This window comes from Bdellovibrio sp. HCB2-146, from assembly GCF_047345725.1.
Taxonomy (GTDB): Bacteria; Bdellovibrionota; Bdellovibrionia; order Bdellovibrionales; family Bdellovibrionaceae; genus Bdellovibrio.
Map to the genome: position 1 here is coordinate 512370 of NZ_JBLEQP010000001.1, position 19676 is coordinate 532045.

At 45.0% G+C, this 19676-nt stretch carries 13 protein-coding genes; 6 read left to right on the top strand and 7 right to left on the bottom strand.

The genetic code is table 11. The features are described from left to right. Positions 1–5 precede the first annotated feature (5 nt). The gene (locus ACLWOR_RS02545; protein ID WP_413939099.1) at positions 6–1037 is read right to left on the bottom strand and encodes a hypothetical protein; all 1032 of its coding nucleotides are present in this window, start codon (positions 1035–1037) and stop codon (positions 6–8) included. Positions 1038–1148: 111 nt separating this feature from the next. On the opposite strand from ACLWOR_RS02545, the gene ACLWOR_RS02550 reads away from it, so the two are divergent. Both ACLWOR_RS02550 and ACLWOR_RS02555 read left to right on the top strand, forming a co-directional pair. Then, positions 1149–2051, top strand: a complete 903-nt coding sequence (locus ACLWOR_RS02550; protein WP_413939100.1) for a DUF72 domain-containing protein — start codon at positions 1149–1151, stop codon at positions 2049–2051. Between the two features lie 35 nt (positions 2052–2086). Then, complete coding sequence (locus ACLWOR_RS02555) at positions 2087–3184, top strand: calcium:proton antiporter (RefSeq protein WP_413940745.1); 1098 nt, start codon at positions 2087–2089, stop codon at positions 3182–3184. On the opposite strand, the gene ACLWOR_RS02560 is transcribed toward ACLWOR_RS02555, so the two are convergent. Together ACLWOR_RS02560 and ACLWOR_RS02565 are read right to left on the bottom strand one after the other, a co-directional pair. Continuing rightward, positions 3181–3711, bottom strand: coding sequence for a hypothetical protein (locus ACLWOR_RS02560; protein WP_413939101.1), 531 nt, complete (start codon positions 3709–3711; stop codon positions 3181–3183). The two genes, ACLWOR_RS02555 and ACLWOR_RS02560, sit on opposite strands and share 4 nt — an antisense overlap. Positions 3712–3811: 100 nt before the next feature. Next, positions 3812–4117, bottom strand: a complete 306-nt coding sequence (locus ACLWOR_RS02565; protein ID WP_413939102.1) for a hypothetical protein — start codon at positions 4115–4117, stop codon at positions 3812–3814. A 115-nt stretch (positions 4118–4232) separates the two neighbouring features. Here ACLWOR_RS02565 and ACLWOR_RS02570 point away from each other — a divergent pair, with 115 nt between their 5' ends. Further along, positions 4233–4970, top strand: coding sequence for a hypothetical protein (locus ACLWOR_RS02570; protein WP_413939103.1), 738 nt, complete (start codon positions 4233–4235; stop codon positions 4968–4970). Positions 4971–5086: 116 nt separating this feature from the next. Then, positions 5087–5962, top strand: coding sequence for a hypothetical protein (locus ACLWOR_RS02575; RefSeq protein ID WP_413939104.1), 876 nt, complete (start codon positions 5087–5089; stop codon positions 5960–5962). A 203-nt stretch (positions 5963–6165) separates the two neighbouring features. Here the strand turns inward: ACLWOR_RS02575 and ACLWOR_RS02580 are convergent, their stop codons facing one another. Both ACLWOR_RS02580 and ACLWOR_RS02585 read right to left on the bottom strand, forming a co-directional pair. Further along, positions 6166–7020 (bottom strand): zinc-binding dehydrogenase, encoded by an 855-nt coding sequence (locus tag ACLWOR_RS02580; protein WP_413939105.1) that lies wholly within the window; start codon positions 7018–7020, stop codon positions 6166–6168. Next, positions 7011–7964, bottom strand: coding sequence for a YeiH family protein (locus ACLWOR_RS02585; protein ID WP_413939106.1), 954 nt, complete (start codon positions 7962–7964; stop codon positions 7011–7013). Before ACLWOR_RS02585 ends, ACLWOR_RS02580 begins: the two co-directional genes overlap by 10 nt. 88 nt (positions 7965–8052) lie before the next feature. On the opposite strand from ACLWOR_RS02585, the gene ACLWOR_RS02590 reads away from it, so the two are divergent. Further along, complete coding sequence (locus ACLWOR_RS02590; protein WP_413939107.1) at positions 8053–8748, top strand: hypothetical protein; 696 nt, start codon at positions 8053–8055, stop codon at positions 8746–8748. Here the strand turns inward: ACLWOR_RS02590 and ACLWOR_RS02595 are convergent. Next, positions 8718–17426: a GH36-type glycosyl hydrolase domain-containing protein gene (locus ACLWOR_RS02595; protein WP_413939108.1), complete on the bottom strand. Its 8709-nt coding sequence runs from the start codon at positions 17424–17426 to the stop codon at positions 8718–8720. The genes ACLWOR_RS02590 and ACLWOR_RS02595 overlap by 31 nt on opposite strands. A gap of 128 nt (positions 17427–17554) precedes the next feature. Between ACLWOR_RS02595 and ACLWOR_RS02600 the strand changes: the two genes are divergently transcribed. Next, on the top strand, positions 17555–18892 hold the full coding sequence (locus ACLWOR_RS02600; protein WP_413939109.1) for a hypothetical protein: 1338 nt from the start codon (positions 17555–17557) through the stop codon (positions 18890–18892). On the opposite strand, the gene ACLWOR_RS02605 is transcribed toward ACLWOR_RS02600, so the two are convergent. After that, entirely contained in the window at positions 18889–19674 is a 786-nt protein-coding gene (locus tag ACLWOR_RS02605; RefSeq protein WP_413939110.1) for a VTC domain-containing protein, read from the bottom strand. The two genes, ACLWOR_RS02600 and ACLWOR_RS02605, sit on opposite strands and share 4 nt — an antisense overlap. Positions 19675–19676: the final 2 nt, after the last annotated feature.

The window sequence follows — 19676 nt, forward strand, 5'->3', positions numbered from 1 at the left end:
ATTCGTTATTCTGCATCGTCCATCAAAGTCATAAAGACGATATCGCTCGCAACTGTGGAGCTCGTTGGAGCGTTTAATTTCGATAATGTAACAAATATTTTTCCACTCGCAAGACGCAAACAATGCGGCTTTTCAACAGCAACAGCTGTACTCGTCAACTGCTGCTCAGGTCCCAATCCGCCATCGCGCTTAAGCTGGCGACGGAACAGCGAGTAGCCAGATCCTTCCATCCACACCAGATAGTATACATCTAGTTCGCCATCATGACGTTTGAGTAAAAATGTGTCGTGAATATTTTTATATTGCGAAATTTGAATCGGAGTTGAAAAACTTTGTCCTTGATCCGCGGAAAACTTCACAAACGCATTCATCTGCTTTCCACTCCCCACCTGATAAGAAAACGCCCAGGGGCCTTTCTCAAATTCAGCAAAGCGAACCATCTGTGCTCCGCTGGCGATCGGCAGACCGACACTGAAATCTCGTCCCTTTGCACTTCTTGCAAAAAACAAATCCATCAGACCCGTCGTCGAATTTCTTTTTTCGTAAGCAAGCAGAATATCTCCCGAACTCGTTAGACTCGGAAAAATCCAAGGACGGATTTGCCCCACTAGTGATTCTTGCGCATTCAACCATTCGACCGGAGTTTCTGGATCATTTTCATCAAACGCGAAACGTCCCCATTTGCTTTCATTTTTCTGAGTATCAACGGCAGTGAAGTAAATCCAAATTTTTCCATTGATAGTAACAGGCCGAGCATTGGCAAAGTAATTAAACTGTTCACTGATGCCAGGCTGCAACTGACGGGCTTTGGTAAAACGACGATCTTTTAAACAGACAAAGTACATTTTTGCTTGAGGAAGAGTGCTTTGAAAATTTTCAAGATTTTCGAACACAGCACAAATACGAGTGTCTGGGAGTTGAAATGCACTGCTATAAAACTCGTTCAGATCAGGTCTTTCTGAGACCGGCGGCAAGGCCTTTGCCAAAAAAGGGGTGAATACAAAAAGTGCGAGTGCCAATCGAAGTGCTTGAATCATCCTGAATTCCTTTTGTAATAGGCTTTCTTCTATCCTCCTTCCCTTTTTAGTATTCGGCAAGAAGTCTTAAATCTGCTTTGTGCGGAAAGCCAGCGGTGCTAGGCTGAAAAAATGGAAATGAGAATTGGAATTTCAGGTTGGCTTTACCCACCCTGGAGAAAAATTTTTTATCCAGAAGATCTGCCACAAAAGAAAGAACTTTCTTATGCAAGCAGGCAGGTGAACTCCATTGAGATTAACGGATCCTTTTATTCCTATCAGCGTCCCGAAACTTATCAACGTTGGTTTTCGGAAGTTCCCGATGATTTTAAGTTCTCCGTCAAAGGGCCACGCTATATCACACATATTCTTCGTCTTCGCGATCCGAAATTTGCGTTATCTAATTTTTTTGCTTCAGGAGTTCTCTGTTTAGAATATAAATTGGGAGCTTTTCTGTGGCAGCTTCCGCCTAATTTTTTATTTGATCCAGACCGCCTGGACGAGTTTTTAGGGTTACTACCAAAAAATTTCGCAGATGCAGCTGCGCTTGCGCACCAATCCGAACGCTTTCAAAAAAAATATTCAGATGCTATCACTCATTCGAAAAGGCGTTTGCGCCACGCACTGGAGATCCGTCACCATAGCTTTGAAAATCCTGATTTTATTGCTCTCCTACGTAAACACAATGTAGCACTTGTTTTTGCCGACACCGCTGGAAAATGGCCTTACATGGAAGATGTCACCAGCAACTTTGTTTATTTGCGATTGCATGGCGACGAAGAAATCTATAAATCCGGCTATGATGAGCCAACTCTTCGTTGGTGGGCAGACCGCATTCGCACGTGGTCAAAAGGTTTGGAGCCACGCGATGCTTTGCGCATTGGTGATTCTGCAAAATCAATCTCGTCCCGCGATGTATTTGTCTATTTTGATAACGATATTAAAGTACGAGCTCCCGCAGACGCGCGTTCACTTTCAAAGATGCTAAAAGTCGCAAAAGCCGTTGACCACAAACAGATTCTGATTGAAAAGTAGAAAAGATTTTCGACGGAGGCCTTTTGCAAAAAAGTATGATCGCACGATTGATTGTTTCTTGGAGTACGGTGTTGTGCTTCCTTCTTTTTCTTTCAAGTTGGCTTGATGATCTGAGTTCACCGGTTCTGTTGACAGTTTTATTTTGCTGGTTTTTCGGGGTGATTCTTTGGTCGGCATTTGGTGTGGTTCACGAAGCAGAGGAACTTGCTCATATCTTAGGTGAGCCCCATGGTACTCTGATACTCACCTTATCCATTGTGATTATTGAAGTGGCACTTGTGGCTGCGGTGATGTTAGGCGCGAAAGAAGCACCGACTCTGGGTCGCGATACCATGTTCGCCGTTCTCATGATTGTATTAAATGGTGTCGTAGGCTTGGGACTTTTTATTGGGGGCCTGAAACACCGCGAGCAATCTTATAACTTGCAAGGGGCTGCTTCTTATCTTGCTGTTTTAATTCCATTGTCTTCAATTGCTTTGATTCTTCCGAATTTTACGACTTCGACAATCGGAGGCACATTGACTCCCCTGCAAGCGGGAGCATTTTCAATTTTCACGATCGGTCTCTACGGTGTTTTTCTGATTACTCAAACAGGTCGCCACCGGGCGTTTTATGTTCATAACTCTGAAGAGTCCGCTATTGCATCCTCTGACAGCTTTCATCGCCCATCCGTGAGCCGAAAAGTTTTAATTCAGCATATTGTTTTGCTTCTCGCAAATATTTTGCCGATTGTTTTACTTTCTAAAGGTCTTGCCAAGATTTTGGATTATGGCATTGGAACGTTGGACCTACCGGCAGCGCTGGGCGGGGTTGTGATTGCAGCTATCGTGTTTGCACCGGAAGGAATTAGCGCTTTACGAGCTGTGGCAAAAAATGATCTGCAACGCGCGATCAACCTTTGCTTGGGTGGTGCAACATCGACGGTAGGACTGACTGTTCCAGTGGTTCTGGCGATTGGAATTCTGACAAATCAAACTGTGATCTTGGGTCTTAAACCCACGGAAATGACAATTTTAGGAATTACCTTGGTCTTAAGCACGCTGACATTTTCAAACCGTCGCACCACTCTTTTGGAAGGTGCTGTGCATATGGTGCTGTTCCTAGTTTACCTAGTCCTGGTATTCAATCCCTAGCGCTCCAGGTGAGAGAAAAGAGATTCGAGACGGCTGACCAAGTAGGTCTTTGTTGGATCTCTTTTCAAAGCTTCAAGATGGCTAAAACGAATAAGATCACGGTCTTTAACTCCGATCGACTCCATTAAGTTTGAAGAGCTATAAAAACGAACGATCCATCCATCTTCACTGCGAACGAGAGAAACATCTTTCTGTAAGTCTGAAAGATTTTCTTCCATCATCGCCAGTTCGGATTCAGCGATATCAAGATTAAATACTTCAGATGCTTCTTCTTCTTGAGGGGAGTCTGCGGCAATTTCTCTTTGCTGTTGAACTCCCATCGGAGGAATCTCGGTTGCTGGTGGTTTTTCGCTGGCGACTTGCGCGTCGCTAGCTCGAATGAGATTTGCTGGCTTTACAATCTTCGCCTCGTACGGTTTCGAGTGAGTCACTTGTGGTGGCATTGCAGTCGGCTTTTCCGACTTCAGTAATGAAATGCCGTAACCCACAAGTACACCCAATGCGAAGATGCTCAACGTCTTTTTCATGTTTAAATTTTGACGGCGCCTAGAGCATGATGGCAAGTCTTTTTTGAGACCCAGAAGGCTGAGAAATGGCAGCGCTCACCTCCCAACCTGAAATATGATACTAGCGAGCTAGATAGTAACAGTGACGAGCCAAATAAGCATGTGGCTCATGAACTGAGTTGCGAAGAGTTTCGCCAGAACGCACGCGTTGATCAATACGCTCTTGCACTTGGTAGTCTGAGTTTTCACCAGATACCGGTGCAAACACAAATGTCACATACTTCATATCCAAAGTTCTGCTGGATTTATTTGTGAACGTGCAGCTGTATTTAAAGCCGTGGCTCGAGATTTTTCCAAAATGCGGCTCCAATGCTGCTGAAGCTGAAAAAGACAAAGACATCGCGAATAAGAATACCAATGTTTTCATAGATCCTCCGTTGTGAGGTGGTGGAAATATGAAACTCTTCTAGACTTGTCAAAGTTTCTGCAATTAAGATTTAGCCATGTATTGCAACAGACTTCTAATGTTCACAATTTTTTTAATGAGTTCGCTCTCTTTTGCGCAGATTCCAAAAGGCACATGGCTGTCTGAGAATCTAGTCCCAGATGATGGTGGATATGGGAAGTTCTATCGAGGCTGGTTGATTGTTGGCGAGTCATCTTTAGATCAAATCATCACGCTGGGGATGCACTACGACAAAACCAAATTGCAAATTCTCTCTGATAAAGCCGGGATACTTGAAGTTTTTGACCCCAATGAAAAGCAGAAAATGAAACTAACTTATCAAGAGGTCAATAACAGTCTTCAAGTTTGTACCGAAGGCACAAATTGCCTGACTTACCAACGAAGCACTGAAAAACCTCCGACGGATCCCGCTCCGCATTCTTATCCGCGTATTCGCCTATCAGCGCGTTGGTGCGTATCACAAGATTGTATAGTCATTCGCTATTCAGATTGGCAGAGCGAAATGATGTACAACTTGAATTCGGATTTCAAATCCGCACACTGGCGCTATGCAGGGCCCACAGAGTTCATCTCGAAATACAACTTGAACCTCAGTGCAAATTCTTATTCCTATCGTTTTAACAACGACACCAGTCAGCTTTCTTCTTTTATGACCTCGATCTATGTTGTGAATGAGGAAAATAGCATTATTGAAAACTTGGCACGGTCTGGAGTCGTTAATCTCAAAGAAGGAATGCTCACACAAATGCAGGGGCAAAAAGATTCTTTACACGTTCAAGTGCAGTTCTTTATCGAGCCACTGCGCCGAAACTGATCCCGAACGGTGTGCGCAGCACAATCCTAAGATATCCGCCACTAGTCAAAATCGGATGTTGTGATAAATTAAAGACGTCTTAAGAAGAGCACATCTATTGCTGCCCCATTCGTTTGATGGCGCAGTTTTCGGTTCACCATAAAAAATGCCCTTATTGTGGCTACAAAGACTTTTCTAAACGCGGCTACTTTTATAAAAAGAGTACTAAAACCTATATCCCGCGTTTTCATTGCAATCACTGCAACAGGAACTTTTCCACCAGAACCTTGTCGCCAGCGTTTAAACAAAAGAAAAGCTTTCTGAATAGAACCCTGTGCAAGCTTTTTGCTGGTGGAGTCAGTATCAGAGAGGCCGCTAGAATTGTGGGCTGCAACTATAAAACAGCCTATACCAGATGGGTTTGGCTCGGCACACTTGCTAAGGACGATGTTTTAAGTAGAAAACTTCAAGGTCAAGAGCTTGAGTTTGATGAACTTTTATCTATTGAACATACTAAGTTAAAACCATTATCCGTCATCGTTGCGGTTAATGAGCACTATGAGATTGCCGGAGTTAAAGTGGCAAAGATTAAAGCCTTTGGACATTTATCTTCAATTTCTCTCCAAAAATACGGACCTCGTCCTGATGAGATCAAAGCGAAGCTTCCTGAGTTATTACAAGAAATCTCCTCTCGTAATCCCCATATCCAGATTATTAAGTCCGATAAAAAAATGAGCTATATAAAAGCTGTAAAAAAGGCTTTTCCCAAAGCTCAACACTTAATATTCTTAGCGGACGATAAAAAAGAAAAGACGAGAGAACAAAGATATCTCAACCACAACAAACGTAAATTCGATCCATTATTTAAAATCAATCACACCTGCGCCAAACTTCGAGATCACATTAAAAGACTTACAAGAAGAAGTTGGTGCACGACTAAAAAACCTGAGCACTTAGAGCTAGGTCTTTATCTATATATTGCGAAGAGTAACAACTTTGCCTTTTTAAAATAGAAGAATTGCAGCCAAGTTATGAGGTTCAGCAAATTTGGGGGCTGGGTTTTGGAGATTTTCAAGACGTAGCGACCTCTGTTGGTGCCTGGATGGCACGAACCCACCGAAGGTGGGCAACAGCAGAGGCCGGATGCCGTGTCGCGAAGCCTTGGAAATCTCCAAAACCCAGCCACCAAACCTCGCCCGAAGCACACACTCATGGATCAGTTTCCAACTGATTTGTTATCAGTGATCAGCTGAAGAGGATTGAATCTCGGAGTGCGCAACAATCCCCAAGCCGCTTTAAAATAATTCAATCGTCCGGCTCCACCTTTAGGTAAAAGTGAATGAGCTCCATAGGAAATCAACTTTCCCGTGGGACGTAAATGACGATAGCCCTCTTTCAATGTCACAAAACCGTTGGCATCAAAGATTGCATCGTATCCTTCAGGACAAAGCTCTTCCACTTTTTTCCACAGATCCTCTTGAGATTTGTCGATCACAAAATCGGCTCCAAGGCCTTTCACTGCTTCCACTTTATGCGAACTTCCAACAACGCCCGTCACGTCAAAGCCAGCGCCATGCGCAAGCTGAGTTAGTGCGGACCCCACACCCCCCGCAGCTGAATGTACAAGAATGTGTGCTCGGGGATAGAGGCGGACAATTTGAAAAAGCGCGTGATAGGCCGTAAAGAAAACAGCTGGAAATCCTGCCGCTTCGGTTTTCGAAAATCCTTGCGGTAAAGAAAAAATCTGCTTTTCGGAAACGCAGACCTCTGTGGCGTAGGCGTTAAAAAGAGTCACGCCCATCACCTCTTGACCGACTTGGAGATTGCGACAACCCGGCCCTACTTTTTTTATCACACCGGTAAATTCAAACCCCGGCGTGATCGGCCAGCCTACATATTTTTTTGCTGATTCGTAAACTCCCCAACGTACCAAACAGTCGGCATAATTAACACCAATCGCGTGAACTTGAACAACGACTTGGTTATTTCCTGGGTGCAGTTCACTGACCTCCTCAATTTTGAGTTGATCATAAGAGCCCGCTTTGTGAATCACGATCTTTTTCATATCCATCCCAAAAGAATCGCCCCTAAGGTTCCAGAGGCGGCAAGTATCCACAAAAGAACACCTTGCAAGAATGGTTTTACACCCACGCTTCGAATAGTCTCGCGAGTGAGATTCGCACCGATAAAAAACAGAGTCAGAACCAGTGTTTTTTTGGCGATAAGATCAATGTAATGCCCCGGTGTTTTAAGTAGCGGAACCCAAGTGACCAAGGCTGCCATTGCAAGAAAACCTAAAATGAACCAAGGCTTTTTTGCTTTTCCGGCGGCTCCGGCATCCTGTGATTTATTTTTTCTTGCCCATAAAATTCCAATTCCAAATGAAACCGGGACAATCCAGAGAGCGCGAGCTAGTTTCACTGTTGTTCCAACTTCCAAAGCATGAGGGCCAAACTGCAAAGTAGAACCAACAACCGAACTGGTGTCGTGAATTGCAAGTGCACTCCACAAACCAAACTGAGCTTCCGTCAATTGAAAGTGATGACCCAACCACGGGAATAAAAACAGCGCTGTAGCATTCAAGAGAAAAACAGTTCCCAGAGCGACAGAAACTTCATGATGTTTTGCTTTGATAACAGGAGAAACGGCGGCAATGGCACTGCCACCGCAGATCGCGGTTCCTACAGTGATCAACAGAGATGTATTCTCCTGAACTTTTAAAAGACGACCCACAACCGTTCCAAGAATCAATGTGCTTGCAATACCCAGGATCGTATAGCCAATTCCTTGAACTCCGACTTGGGCAACTACTAACAAATTCATTCCAGCACCCAAACCGATAACTGACCAACTCAACAACTTATGAGTCGATTTTTTGGTGAACTCCGCATAGGGATTTCCCAGCGTTACGGCCAGAACGACACCCGAAAAAAGAGCCCACGCAGAAGAGAAATAAGGCGTCAAACATAGGAGAGCCACAGCCGGAAAAAGAACTTTAGCTATCTGATTTTTCATGTTCTCAGTATGTCCTCCTCTTATATTGAATCCAAATGAATTGGCGCGGGTTTCGCAATGCCCAATACGAATATAAAAAGGATTCCTCATGACCCAATTAATCGCTCGGCAAGCGATCTTACTGTTTAAGCTTTTGACGGCAGTGCCCTTCCTGGGCGTTGTTTTGTCATGGGCTTTGCAGTCTCCGGCGAAGGCTTCTCCCTTTGCCTGCGAAGAGCTTTTTGCCGACGTTCGCCCACCGGTTATTTCGATGATTGAAAAGTACCGTGGCGAAGAAAGGGGTCTCTACTATGACGTCAACATCAAGAAGCACTGGAAAGTTCAGTATTTTACCGAGCAAGAAAAAAAACCTCTGGAACTCACCATTAAAAACGGGCTCTTCTTTGAAGCCAATGGTAAAAAAGCCGACTCTCCATTTGATCCCGAGTTCATGCACTTTGAAGACGCTCTTATTGTGATTGATAAAAATTCCCGCATTTTTATCCTTCGCGAAGAAGAGCGCGGTCGACTTCACCACTCAAGTTTGAGCGCCGGTGAAGACGTCATATTCGCCGGGACCGTCGCCTTTCATAATGGCTATATTCGTGAACTCAATAACAATAGCGGCCACTACAAACCATCGACCGCCCAAACCTTACTTGCTATTCGCGAGTTGCATCGTATGGGCGCGAATCTCACAGGCTTACGCCTGTCGGGACTTGCTGCCAAAGAAATCTCTGGCAGTTTTTCAATGGGTCCAAAAGAAGTTCAAAACTATTTTAAAGACATCTTTTCAACGAAGTGATCTTTGGCCGGTCCCATCGTGACTTCTATTTTGTGATGTTTCCCATCGTCCACCATTGCAATTGGAAACGAGGCTGATTGTCCGTTTAAGATAACAGATTCACTTCCCGACTGCTCTTGCCGCGGGTTCAGAACATGTATTTCGTAAGTCGTACTTCCAAATCTATAACGCAGCTTAAACTCATTCCACTCACTCGGAACGCACGGCTTTAAATCCAACTGATTTCCACGAATGCGTAGACCCAAAATATATTCCACTCCAGCTCGATACAACCAGCCCGACGCACCGGTGTACCAACTCCAACCACCTCGGCCGTTATGTGGACTTTGCGAATAGACGTCACCAGCTAAAACATAGGGCTCAATTTTATATTTCTGAACATCTTGAAGAGTTTTCCCATGATGAATCGGATTGAGCATATTAAAAAGTTCCATCGCACGATTACCATTGCCCAACAAAACGTGAGCTATCACAGTCCAAGTTGCGGCATGAGTGTACTGCCCGCCATTTTCACGCACACCTGGCAAATAACCTTTGATGTAACCTGGATCATGTTCCGTCTGATCGAATGGAGGTTTAAAAAGTAAAAGGAGCTTGTCGGCTTCTTGAACCAAGATTTCATCAAGCGATTTCATAGCAAGTCGTGCGCGCTCCGGGTCCGCAGCGCCTGAAATCACGGACCAGGATTGCGCGATGGAATCGATTTTACATTCGTCACTTTGAGAGGAACCGACGGGTGTGCCATCGTCATAGAATGCACGACGATACCAACTTCCATCCCAAGCCTCTGAATCCAGCGCCGCTTTGAGTTTTTCAATGTGTGCCAGCCATCGCTGCACCCTCTCGGCTTCGTTTCTACGTGATGCAATTTCTGCAAAGCTTTGCAGATTGCTTATTAAGAACCAACCCAGCCAAACACTTTCACCCTTACCTTCTTTACCAATGCGGTTCATACCGTCATTCCAGTCACCACACCCCATCAATGGCAAAGAATGAGCACCGGTCTTTAAACTGCGATCCAAGGCTCGCGCGCAGTGTTCGAACACCGTCGCGGCGGAAACAGAAACATGTGGCGTATAGTACGAATCTTCTTGATCTTCGCGAAGCAGCGGCCCCTCTAAAAAAGAAACGCGTTCATCTAAAATGCTTTCATCTTGAGTCACAGAAATATAAGCACTCACAACGTAAGGCAGCCACAAAAGATCATCGGAAAAGTGTGTGCGCACCCCACGACCTGATGGCGGATGCCACCAATGTTGAACATCGCCTTCAACAAATTGTCGGCTGGCCGCGCGAATAATGTGTTGGCGGGCGACCTTTGGTGCTGCCCACAAAAGAGCCAAGGAATCTTGTAGTTGATCGCGAAAACCATACGCACCGCCCGCTTGATAGAAAGCCGAACGTGCCCAGAATCGACAGCTCATGGTTTGGTAAAGCAACCAACGATTGATCATCAAATCAAAGCTAGGATCTGGAGTCTCGACCTGCACCTGAGTCAGGAAATGATTCCACGTCTCTTGCACTTCACTCAAAAGTTCTTCCGTTTTATGTGCCCGCAATTCCTTTAAGTGCTCTCGAACTTTTTCGCGACTTTCTGCTTGTCCTAAAACAAACGTGACTTCAACACGCCCTAGCGCCGGAATTTGCACATCTGTTTGAAATGCACCACAAGGATCGTATCCCGCACCGACTGAGCGTGAAAGACGTTCCTTGCCAAAAATTCCAAACGGATTAGCAAGACTGCGATTTCGTCCAATAAACTCTCGGCGATCTCCAGTATAATGTTGGTTCTCTATCAGAAAGCCTGCAAAGGCCACACGTGTTCCGAATTCAGAATTGCGAACATTGGTTGCAAGCAGAATCTGTGCCTCTTCATCCCACTCAGTAACCGTGGTCGGAGCCATGGTCGATCTTAAAAATCCCAACACCCATTCCACATAAGCATAAATAGAAATATTTCTTTCCGTTCGCGATGTGTTCTCCAGAATAAGTTGAGAAACTTTCACGGGAAGCTCTTTGGCTGCAAATTGAGTTAGACGACATCGCATCGAGTGAGACATATGCTCAAACTGAGTATATCCCTGCCCATGTCGAGTGCGGTAAGACCCTCCAGGTAAATAAATCGGATAAGGCACAGGACTCCACAGTTGTCCCGAATCTCGATCATAGATGTAAAGTGCCTCACCACTCGGATCCGAAACAGGATCATTCGACCACGGTGTCAGCTGGTTTTCCCTGCTATTTTGAGACCAAGTATAGCCGCTACCGAGCTCTGAAACATGAAATCCAAATTCCCCATTTGATATCACGTTGATCCAAGGAGCCGGTGTATGTGGATGCGTGGGATTCAGGTCGATTACATATTCTCGGCCGTCTTCGGTGAATCCACCAAGACCATTGAAATAACTGAGGACTGCTTTTTCTAAGTTTTGAGGACGTGTATCTGAATGCGCGTTTCGGGCGATATGGCGGTCAGCCGGAGTGACATACAAAGTTCTTCCCAATTGCTCCGAGAGGCTGCCCATTTTTCCGGAGAACAAAACTCGAGCTTCAGAGTAAAGTTGCACACGCTCTTCTTGAGAAAGTTGACTGGCTTGCAATACAAATAACTGTCCCCGCGCCGGAGAGGTGAAAACACTGTGTCTTAATCCCTCCAGAGTGTTTTGCAACTCTTGGGAGTAAGAAACGCCTTGAGTATTGACCACCACCAGATCGACTTTAAAGTTTTTATGGGCGAAAAAATCTTGGGCTTTGAGAAGTTGGCGCACCAGGCCCATTTCATCATGATCATCAATCCTCACGAGCATGATGGGATGATCTCCGGAAATTCCCATTGACCACAGACCCGCAAGATCTCGGGTATTTGAAGTCAAGACTCGGGAGGCAGGTCTTAAGCTTGCGTCAGAAAAGATCAAACGCGTGGCCAGGCGCTGGAACAAATGCGCTTCGTCCGGATCTAAATTAAGGAAATGCAATTTGATCTGTGCCTGAGTCCACGCCAATGAAGACAGTCTTTCGTAGCTTGCCGAGTCCTGCATATTTTCAGCCAGCAATTCCAGATCCTTCCTTGCTGGTGCCACCATCGTATAAAAAGTCAGAGCGGTTTTAGCACCAGGTGGAATTTGAACTTGCGTGCGTAGGCTGAGCACTGGATCTAGAACCGCACCCAAACTATTATGTAACTTGGTTCGAACGAAAAGAGCTTCGGCGTTTTTAATATTTCGTCCACGCCCTAAAAATAGAAATCGGTCGGTTTCGTATTCGATTTCACCGGTTGCAAAAGCATCTAGCGCCACTCCATGTCCCATCCAGAGAGGTGTATCAGTCGAAGAGCGCGGTCGCCTGCTGGCAATCAAAGTCTTTTGTTGTTTTAAAAATTCTGTTTGAATAAAAAGATTGGAAAAAGCTGGATGTGCAGAATCGGCGCCAATGGCGTTGATAACGGACTCCATATACGAAGTCACTTCCAGAGTTCGTTCTTCTTCACTTGTATTCGTCAAAAGCAAACGGCGGATTTCAATTTGACTCTCGGGTGAAACAAAAACTTCCAGCTCTGTCAAAATTTCGAAATCCTCGCGCTGATAACGAACGCGGTCTTCAGCCAATACAACCTCATAACGTTGTGGTTCCGTCGTTAGAGGCTGATACGTAGCCGACCAGACATTTTGATTTTTTAGATCTTTAATAAATAGATACTGACCCCAATTGTCTTGAGTGACGTCTTCGCGCCAACGTGTGACCGCTTGCTCTTTATAGCGGCTAAACCCAGATCCCGCAATTGTGAGCATCACCGTATATTCGCCATTTGATAATAACTGTGTCGGCGGTGTAGCTCGATGCACACGATGATACTGACGGGACACATGTTCGACTTCTTCTTGAACCAATGGCGCTTTGATTTTTTTCGGAGCTTCTCGCAATGATCCCAAGGCTCGTGGCGTTCTTTCTTGCAAGAGCAATTCCGTGGCTTGAACAATGGGCTCGGAATGAAATCGGCGGATCATCACACCGTCAAAGAAAACATTGGCTAGAGAAACCAATGACATACCTTGGTGGTGGGCCATGTAGCAGCGAATAACCTGATAGCTCTGATGTGCTCGGAGACGTTCTGATGTAAAATCAACGGCCTCATAGAACCCAAAGTCTCCCTCAACACCCATTTGTTGTAACCGTTCTAAATTTTCAGCAGCGCGAACAGGATCATACATCGCTGCCAGTAAGCTCGCATAAGGAGCGACAACCAAATCGTTTTCAACTCCCCTTTTGAGAGCTAAATCAGGCACGCCAAAATTTGAATACTGATAGGTCTGATGGAGATCTCGTTTATGATAAGCCGATTCAGAGATCCCCCATGGAATTGATTTTTCGTCGCCATACTCAATTTGCTTTTTAACTGATAACTCGCAAGTTTGTTTGATCATGCTGCTTTCGGGCGTTCGCAAAACCAAAGAAGGCATCAAATACTCAAACATAGACCCGGACCAAGACACCAACGAAGCACCACGCCCCACTCGAGTCAACCCCCGGCCTAAACTAAACCAATGAGCCACAGGCACATCGCCTTTAGCGATTGCAACAAAACTCAAGAGTCTTGCTTCTGAAGCCATCAAATCATAATAGCTCGGATCTAAAACATTTTCGGCTACACGCAAGCCGATGGAAAAAAGTTTTCTTGAACTATCGTACAGCAGGCCAAAATCCATATCGAGGAAGAGACGCTGACATGCCTCCGAAGTTTGTCGCACTTTTTGAATCGTCACCACGGCATGCACGCGGGAGTTTTCAAGAACTTCCTTTATTGCGGCAATCACACGTCCATTGGCGGAATCTGATGCGATTGCAAATGCGGTTTCAAAATCTTCGAACTCCTGAAGCAATTCTTCACAATAACTCGGAAGTTCGCCCAAACTCATTTCGTCGCCCAAACGTGATTGAAGATACTGCCAGCGCAAGGTGCCCGCATGATTAAGCTCTTGAGGCAGAACTTGTTGACGGTACTCACGAAAGGAAAGGAAATCATGAAAATCACGAGCTGCTGTCAAAATGCCTTCGTGCAACTCTCGACTCCACGAAAATATTCTTTGGCTTGCGGGATTTTTTTGTCCCTGGTGTTGGCGATGAACCTCTTCATAGAAAAGCGTCGAAAGTCTTGGCAGCTCACGCCAAAATGCCACATCAGACTGTGGATGTCCTTGAACGTAATTTTGCAAATCTTTAAATTTCCGACGTACCGGAATATCGAGGGCTGCATCTTTTACCGGTAGCGTTTTGCGAACTGCTATAAGAGTGTCGTTGAGTCCCTCGCGAAAGGCTCGAAAATGAATTTTTTCAGCCAACATTTCTTCGCAAGCCTGGGCAACAACAATTAAATGACCAGCAAGATTTCCATTATCGACCGAAGAAACATAGCGTGGCTCCAAAGCCCGCATCGTGGTCGTTTCGTACCAGTTTAAAAAATGTCCTTCAAATTTTGGCAATGCCTCCATTGAACCCAAAGTTTTCTGCCAACGATCCACCAATTCTCGCAAGCCAATCCACCCAAAATCTTTAGCGGCGAGCCCGGACAATAGATACAAACCAAAATTGGTGGGTGAGCTCCGATGAGCCAATATAGGCTCGGGATCCTCTTGAAAATTATCCGGCGGCAAAAAACTGTCTTCGGCCGTCACGACGTTGGCAAAAAAGTGCCAAATCTTACGCGCCGTCTGCCGAAGCAATTCATTTTCTGCTTCATGCAATGGACGAGCAAGTCTTAAACGAGGCGGAGAACTTGCGCGATAAGCTACAACGGGCGCAAAAATCCACAACAGACAAATAATACCAGCCAATAGCGGATTGGGAGCTCCCCCAAAACTAATCACAATCATGCTGAGAAAAGTGAGAACCCATCCACCGCGCATACGATAAATAAAATTCTTCACGTCTAAAACGGCCGAGGCTTTGGCCTGCGCCGCCGTCACCCATTCCAAAAGTTTTTCGTGACTATAAAATAATCGATATAAAGTTCGTGCAATGGCATCGACTGAAAACCATGCCGAAGTCGGAAGAAGAATCAGCTGCAATAACCACTTCTGTGAAGCAAAGACAAGATCCTCATACAAAATCCCGATACGGTCTCGAAATCGCATCGGCTTGTGAGTAAAAAATCCTCCTAACATATCCATAAGCTCATGACATGTCAGACCCAAAAATGAAACTGCTAATAAAATCCATGCTGGCTGAAAAGACCCGCTCAGTGCCATCACAAAAAGTATGAAGAGGACAATTGGAAACACCGAGCGACGCAAATTATCCAGCATCTTCCAGCGTCCCATGAACGACATTTGTCTTCCGGCTGGGCCAAAGATCCATGGTAAAAGTTGCCAATCTCCGCGAATCCAACGGTGGTTTCTGCCTGCTGCAACTAAAACATGAGAGGGAAAATCTTCGAAAACTTCGACGTCATTGAGGAATCCGCAGCGTGCAAAGTTTCCTTCGAAAAGATCGTGACTCAAAAGCGCATTTTCAGGAACCCGGTGTTCAAGAGCTTTCTCAAAAATTTTTAAATCATAAATCCCCTTGCCCGCAAAAGACCCTTCGCCAAATAAATCCTGATACACATCTGACACAGCTGATGAATATGGATCCACTCCACAAGGACCCGAAGTGAGCTTCTGAAACCAGCTGGTTTCTTCAGTTGCAGGAAGTGCGGAAGTCACACGTGGCTGCAGAATTCCATAGCCTTCGGTCACTCGTCCTTTCTTTTCGTTGTAGCGAGCGCGATTAAGAGGATGCGCCAAAGTTCCTACGAGCTGAGCCACGGCTCCGCGTGGAAGCTTGGTATCCGCGTCGAGAGTAATCACAAAACGAATATCTTCAGGAATTTGCTCCCGCTCTTCATCTGTTAGAAGAAAAGTTGTTTGCGCCTTTTTGAGGAGTAATAAGTTAAACTCATGAAGCTTTCCTCGTTTGCGCTCCCATCCCATCCAAGCACGCTCTTTGGCGTTATACTTACGCACGCGATGGAAAAGATAAAACCTTGGCTTCCCGTTGCTTGCCGGACCATGGCGCACATTAAGTTGTTGAATCAACTCTTTTGCCTTTGTCAGCAAAGCCGCATCCTCGGCTCGGTGTTCAGAAGTAGAATCTACCCAATCCGTCAGAAGTGCCAGATGTTCATTACCATGGGGATTTGTGAGGTAATGTATTTCGAGCTCTTCAACCTGCGCTTCAATACCCTCTTCATCCGTTAGCATTGTCGGTACCACAATAAAGGTTCTGCAGTCGTCTGGCAGTCCGCCCTCTAAGTTATGTCGCGGTAAGTGCTGAGGTCCTAAGAAGGCCACTGTGATGCGATTTGAAATGACTAATTGAATTTCACTCCACACCAAATAAATGATGGCCCCGACAAATGGCCACCATTTTTGTGAAATAGCGCCCATATGAGATAACAACCACAGCGTGATTAAGACTGTCACCGCGATATTTCCAACGGGGTAGGAAAATATAGCATCATCTTTGTAACGACCGGCTAGCTTCTCAAATAATGGCTTCCGATAATGAATGACTTTTTCAAAAGCAATTTTTCCTTTGCCGATTAGGTAATATCCAGGATCATGAAAAACTTCTTCCATGTTATCGATATAAGTTGCACTGGTAATTTGAATAACTTTTTTTGCCAGGTCCCATTCAGATGAGTCACAGCGTTTGGCCAGCTTTTCGATACGATGTCGATAACGATCTCGAGTTGCAAAATCCATATTGCCGTACATTGGATTTTGCCGAAGCGTTAGATCCACCAAACTGATTTTTTCAAAAAAATCCTGCCAATTGAAGGCGGCAACAAAGCGGAAGCTCGTGATGATATTTCGAGCCGTGGCATTTGCAGCGGCCTGTCTGATGTGCTCTTCGGTTATCAAAGAATCAATCTGGAGGTTCTGTCGACTTAAGGTTTGTTCAATCCACTGCAAAATGGGATCGACTCTGGCTTCTTGAAATCGCAAACGCTGCAACAAATAAACAATCAGGGCAACAGGATGCTCCTGCTTTTCCAAACCAATCACAATGTCTTCGTGTGAGCGCGGTGTTTTTTCGCCCAGGCCCAAAATTTCATCAGCAAGCGCATCCGCATCGGATTTAGCCTTCTGACTTAAAACAATGCGGCTGCCAATACGACGCAAGTTTTCGATATAGACGATGCTTAACGTCGATGACAAAGCCCAGAGCTCACCCATCTTCAGCGGAATTTGCGATTGATAAGCCTTGAGATAACGGAAGAGGACGTCTTCGTCCAATCGACTGTCCGTGTGAGCCACAAACATCCAAATGATTTCATAAATTCGCGGCAGTCCTGCAAAAGGGCCGGACGTTATTTTAGGCAGCTCCTGATAATATCCTGTTGGCAAATGATCATGAATGTCTTTGAGATGGCCACGCACAAGATGAAAATTATCCACCAACCATTCCGCAGCAGGTGGTATCGCGCGGTGTTCGTCAATATCATGTTCAATTTCAGTAAAGCTATCTTCGAGAATTTTTCTATTTTCGCGAATACGAGGCTTTAAACTCTTTCCCTTCATTAAAGCCGTGCGTGAAGCTTGTTCTTGCGCCAAGCTCATAGCAAAGTCTTCAAGACGTTGTCCTGAATAGACTTCCCCGCGAATCGGGTCTTCACTGTGATGAATCGAAAGAACTGCCATGAAGTTTTATTTTATGAAGTTCATCATCATTACCGCAAAGATGTATGCACAGGATGGCAAAAAACAAATCACAAGTTTGTAAGTAGGGTTCTTACCGATATTTTCATATAAAGTTGTCGGAGGATTTTATGCTGAATATCATTCTGACAATCATGGCGCTCACCCCAAGCCACGCCGTCGTTCTCAATCAACTGCAGGGAGAGATAAGACGAGAATATCAATCGCCGCAAGGTCTGCACGAGGTTTGTATCGTTCCAAAAAAATGGGAATGGGGTTCGTACAAAAGCGGAGACCAAGAAAAAGAAGAAGAGCTATGCAACTATGACTTCTATAGTAATATGGGTCTGTGTCCGAAATACAACTCGACGAACCCTGCTATATTGCTTCTTCAACCGAACGCGAGGTATTCAAAAGAGGCCATTGATGCGTCTGATTGCAATTTGAAAGTGTTAGGCGTGAAGACAGAAGCCAAGTTCAAACAAAGTGTCAGTTGCTCCAACACCTCCTCCATTTTGGCTTACTATCAAATATCTCGTCTGCTAGGAAATGCTGGCCGTGTTCCCGTTTCTGTCATTCGCTCTATGGACAGATCTATTCACCAAGCCCTCACCCAGAAAGCCATCAGAAAACTTGGCAACTCCAAATCTGAAATCGCACAAACTTGGGCTCAATTCGCGCGAATCCATCAAAACTTTTCCGATCACCCTGAAGTTTTTGACTCTACAGAAACTCAAATTTACGGCGCCCTGGTCGACAATGTGAAAAATGAAGACTATTATTCAGACGTCAGCGGAACAGGAAATTACGAAACTCGATATCAGCGTTTTCAAAAACTCAAAGGCTTTGTTAAATCCGCGAGTAGCAAAAGTGTGACGCAAATGGTGGGTTCGAGCGACTTTACCAAAGTTGCGCAAGACGTGACCTTAATTAAAGACGTCACAGATATGATTTTGATGGACACGCTTTTGAACCAACAAGATCGTATCGGCAATGTTCACTATAAATTTTATTGGTATTATGTCGTCGGTGGAAAAATTGAGCGCACCAAATCAGACGCTCGTATTGTGAACGACAAGTTGACCGTTCCCGCCATCGAAAAACAACAAATGGCCGGAAAAATGGCCGCGCTGGTCAAAGAAATGGTGCTGAAGGACAACGACTGTGGAGTCACCAAGACAAATATGATGAGAAAAATCAGCGCGCTTGAAAAAATCCGTCATTTTAGCTTTCAAACTTACCGCCGCTTTATTGCCTTTGAAAAAACTCTTTCACGCCCGGATGTGAGAGACTATTTTATGAACGAAATGCTTTTTAGCGATGCCAACTTTCGTTCCCTCCAAGACAACGCCAAAAAAGCCCGCGAGATTCTGAAATCACGCTGTCGTTCAGGATCTTTACGTTTTGACGTGGATTTAGAAAACTATGTTCCTGGAGGTAAGAAACTGCAACCGTCCTGTGAAGGTTAGCGATATAGAGGTCCGGTGGCCATCACTGCAGGTACAGTCAGATGCGTGGCCATTGAGTTCCCGAATTTGGAGAAAGATCCACCAACAAGACCAAAGCGCTTAATCAAATCAACCATCCAGATCGGAATCTTTTTTTCGCACTTTAATTCAAGTATGACATTACATCCCGGCTCCTCGAACGAGTCAGGATGATCATAATGACAAAGTTCATTTTCATCTGGAGTAACTTTCCATTCCGTCATTTCCTGATAGCGCAGATTCTTATCAAAGGTCACACGAGCATATTCATCAGCATGGGAAATGTACGCCTTCCTCCGATACTGCGTCAAAATTACGGGTGCTACGTTGTAAGTGATCTTCATACGGAGAAAATCTTCCAAATTCGATATGGATGACGATTCCATGCCTTCGGGAATTCGATCTTCTGTCAAAATAGTGACCCAATCTTCCGTCAAGATCTTGGCTCGTTTTTTTCGTACAAACTCATGAATCTTATATTTGATCTCAAAAAAATAGGGAGGCTTTGGAGACTCCCCATAGGATCGAATACGCATGTTAAAATTAAATGCTCCGGCCACTTCTTTAAAACGCAGCAAATACAGATTCGGCGTATCCAGATAAAGACTGTTAATCATGTAAAACTGATCGGGCGAAATCTCGGAATAATAATCCAGATCACAGTAAGCCTCTAGAAAACGACTGATCGGCTCGACCATGTGAGGCGGAATAAGGTATTTAAGCTCGTAGCGCTCAAGCGCCAGCGGAGAAACAGGTCCACTCATAT

Bases quoted from the DNA above. Each gene is read 5' to 3' on its own strand.
- ACLWOR_RS02545 (WP_413939099.1), bottom strand. From the start codon at position 1,037: ATGATTCAAGCACTTCGATTGGCACTCGCACTTTTTGTATTCACCCCT.
- ACLWOR_RS02550 (WP_413939100.1), top strand. From the start codon at position 1,149: ATGGAAATGAGAATTGGAATTTCAGGTTGGCTTTACCCACCCTGGAGA.
- ACLWOR_RS02555 (WP_413940745.1), top strand. From the start codon at position 2,087: ATGATCGCACGATTGATTGTTTCTTGGAGTACGGTGTTGTGCTTCCTT.
- ACLWOR_RS02560 (WP_413939101.1), bottom strand. From the start codon at position 3,711: ATGAAAAAGACGTTGAGCATCTTCGCATTGGGTGTACTTGTGGGTTAC.
- ACLWOR_RS02565 (WP_413939102.1), bottom strand. From the start codon at position 4,117: ATGAAAACATTGGTATTCTTATTCGCGATGTCTTTGTCTTTTTCAGCT.
- ACLWOR_RS02570 (WP_413939103.1), top strand. From the start codon at position 4,233: ATGAGTTCGCTCTCTTTTGCGCAGATTCCAAAAGGCACATGGCTGTCT.
- ACLWOR_RS02575 (WP_413939104.1), top strand. From the start codon at position 5,087: ATGGCGCAGTTTTCGGTTCACCATAAAAAATGCCCTTATTGTGGCTAC.
- ACLWOR_RS02580 (WP_413939105.1), bottom strand. From the start codon at position 7,020: ATGGATATGAAAAAGATCGTGATTCACAAAGCGGGCTCTTATGATCAA.
- ACLWOR_RS02585 (WP_413939106.1), bottom strand. From the start codon at position 7,964: ATGAAAAATCAGATAGCTAAAGTTCTTTTTCCGGCTGTGGCTCTCCTA.
- ACLWOR_RS02590 (WP_413939107.1), top strand. From the start codon at position 8,053: ATGACCCAATTAATCGCTCGGCAAGCGATCTTACTGTTTAAGCTTTTG.
- ACLWOR_RS02595 (WP_413939108.1), bottom strand. From the start codon at position 17,426: ATGGCAGTTCTTTCGATTCATCACAGTGAAGACCCGATTCGCGGGGAA.
- ACLWOR_RS02600 (WP_413939109.1), top strand. From the start codon at position 17,555: ATGCTGAATATCATTCTGACAATCATGGCGCTCACCCCAAGCCACGCC.
- ACLWOR_RS02605 (WP_413939110.1), bottom strand. From the start codon at position 19,674: ATGAGTGGACCTGTTTCTCCGCTGGCGCTTGAGCGCTACGAGCTTAAA.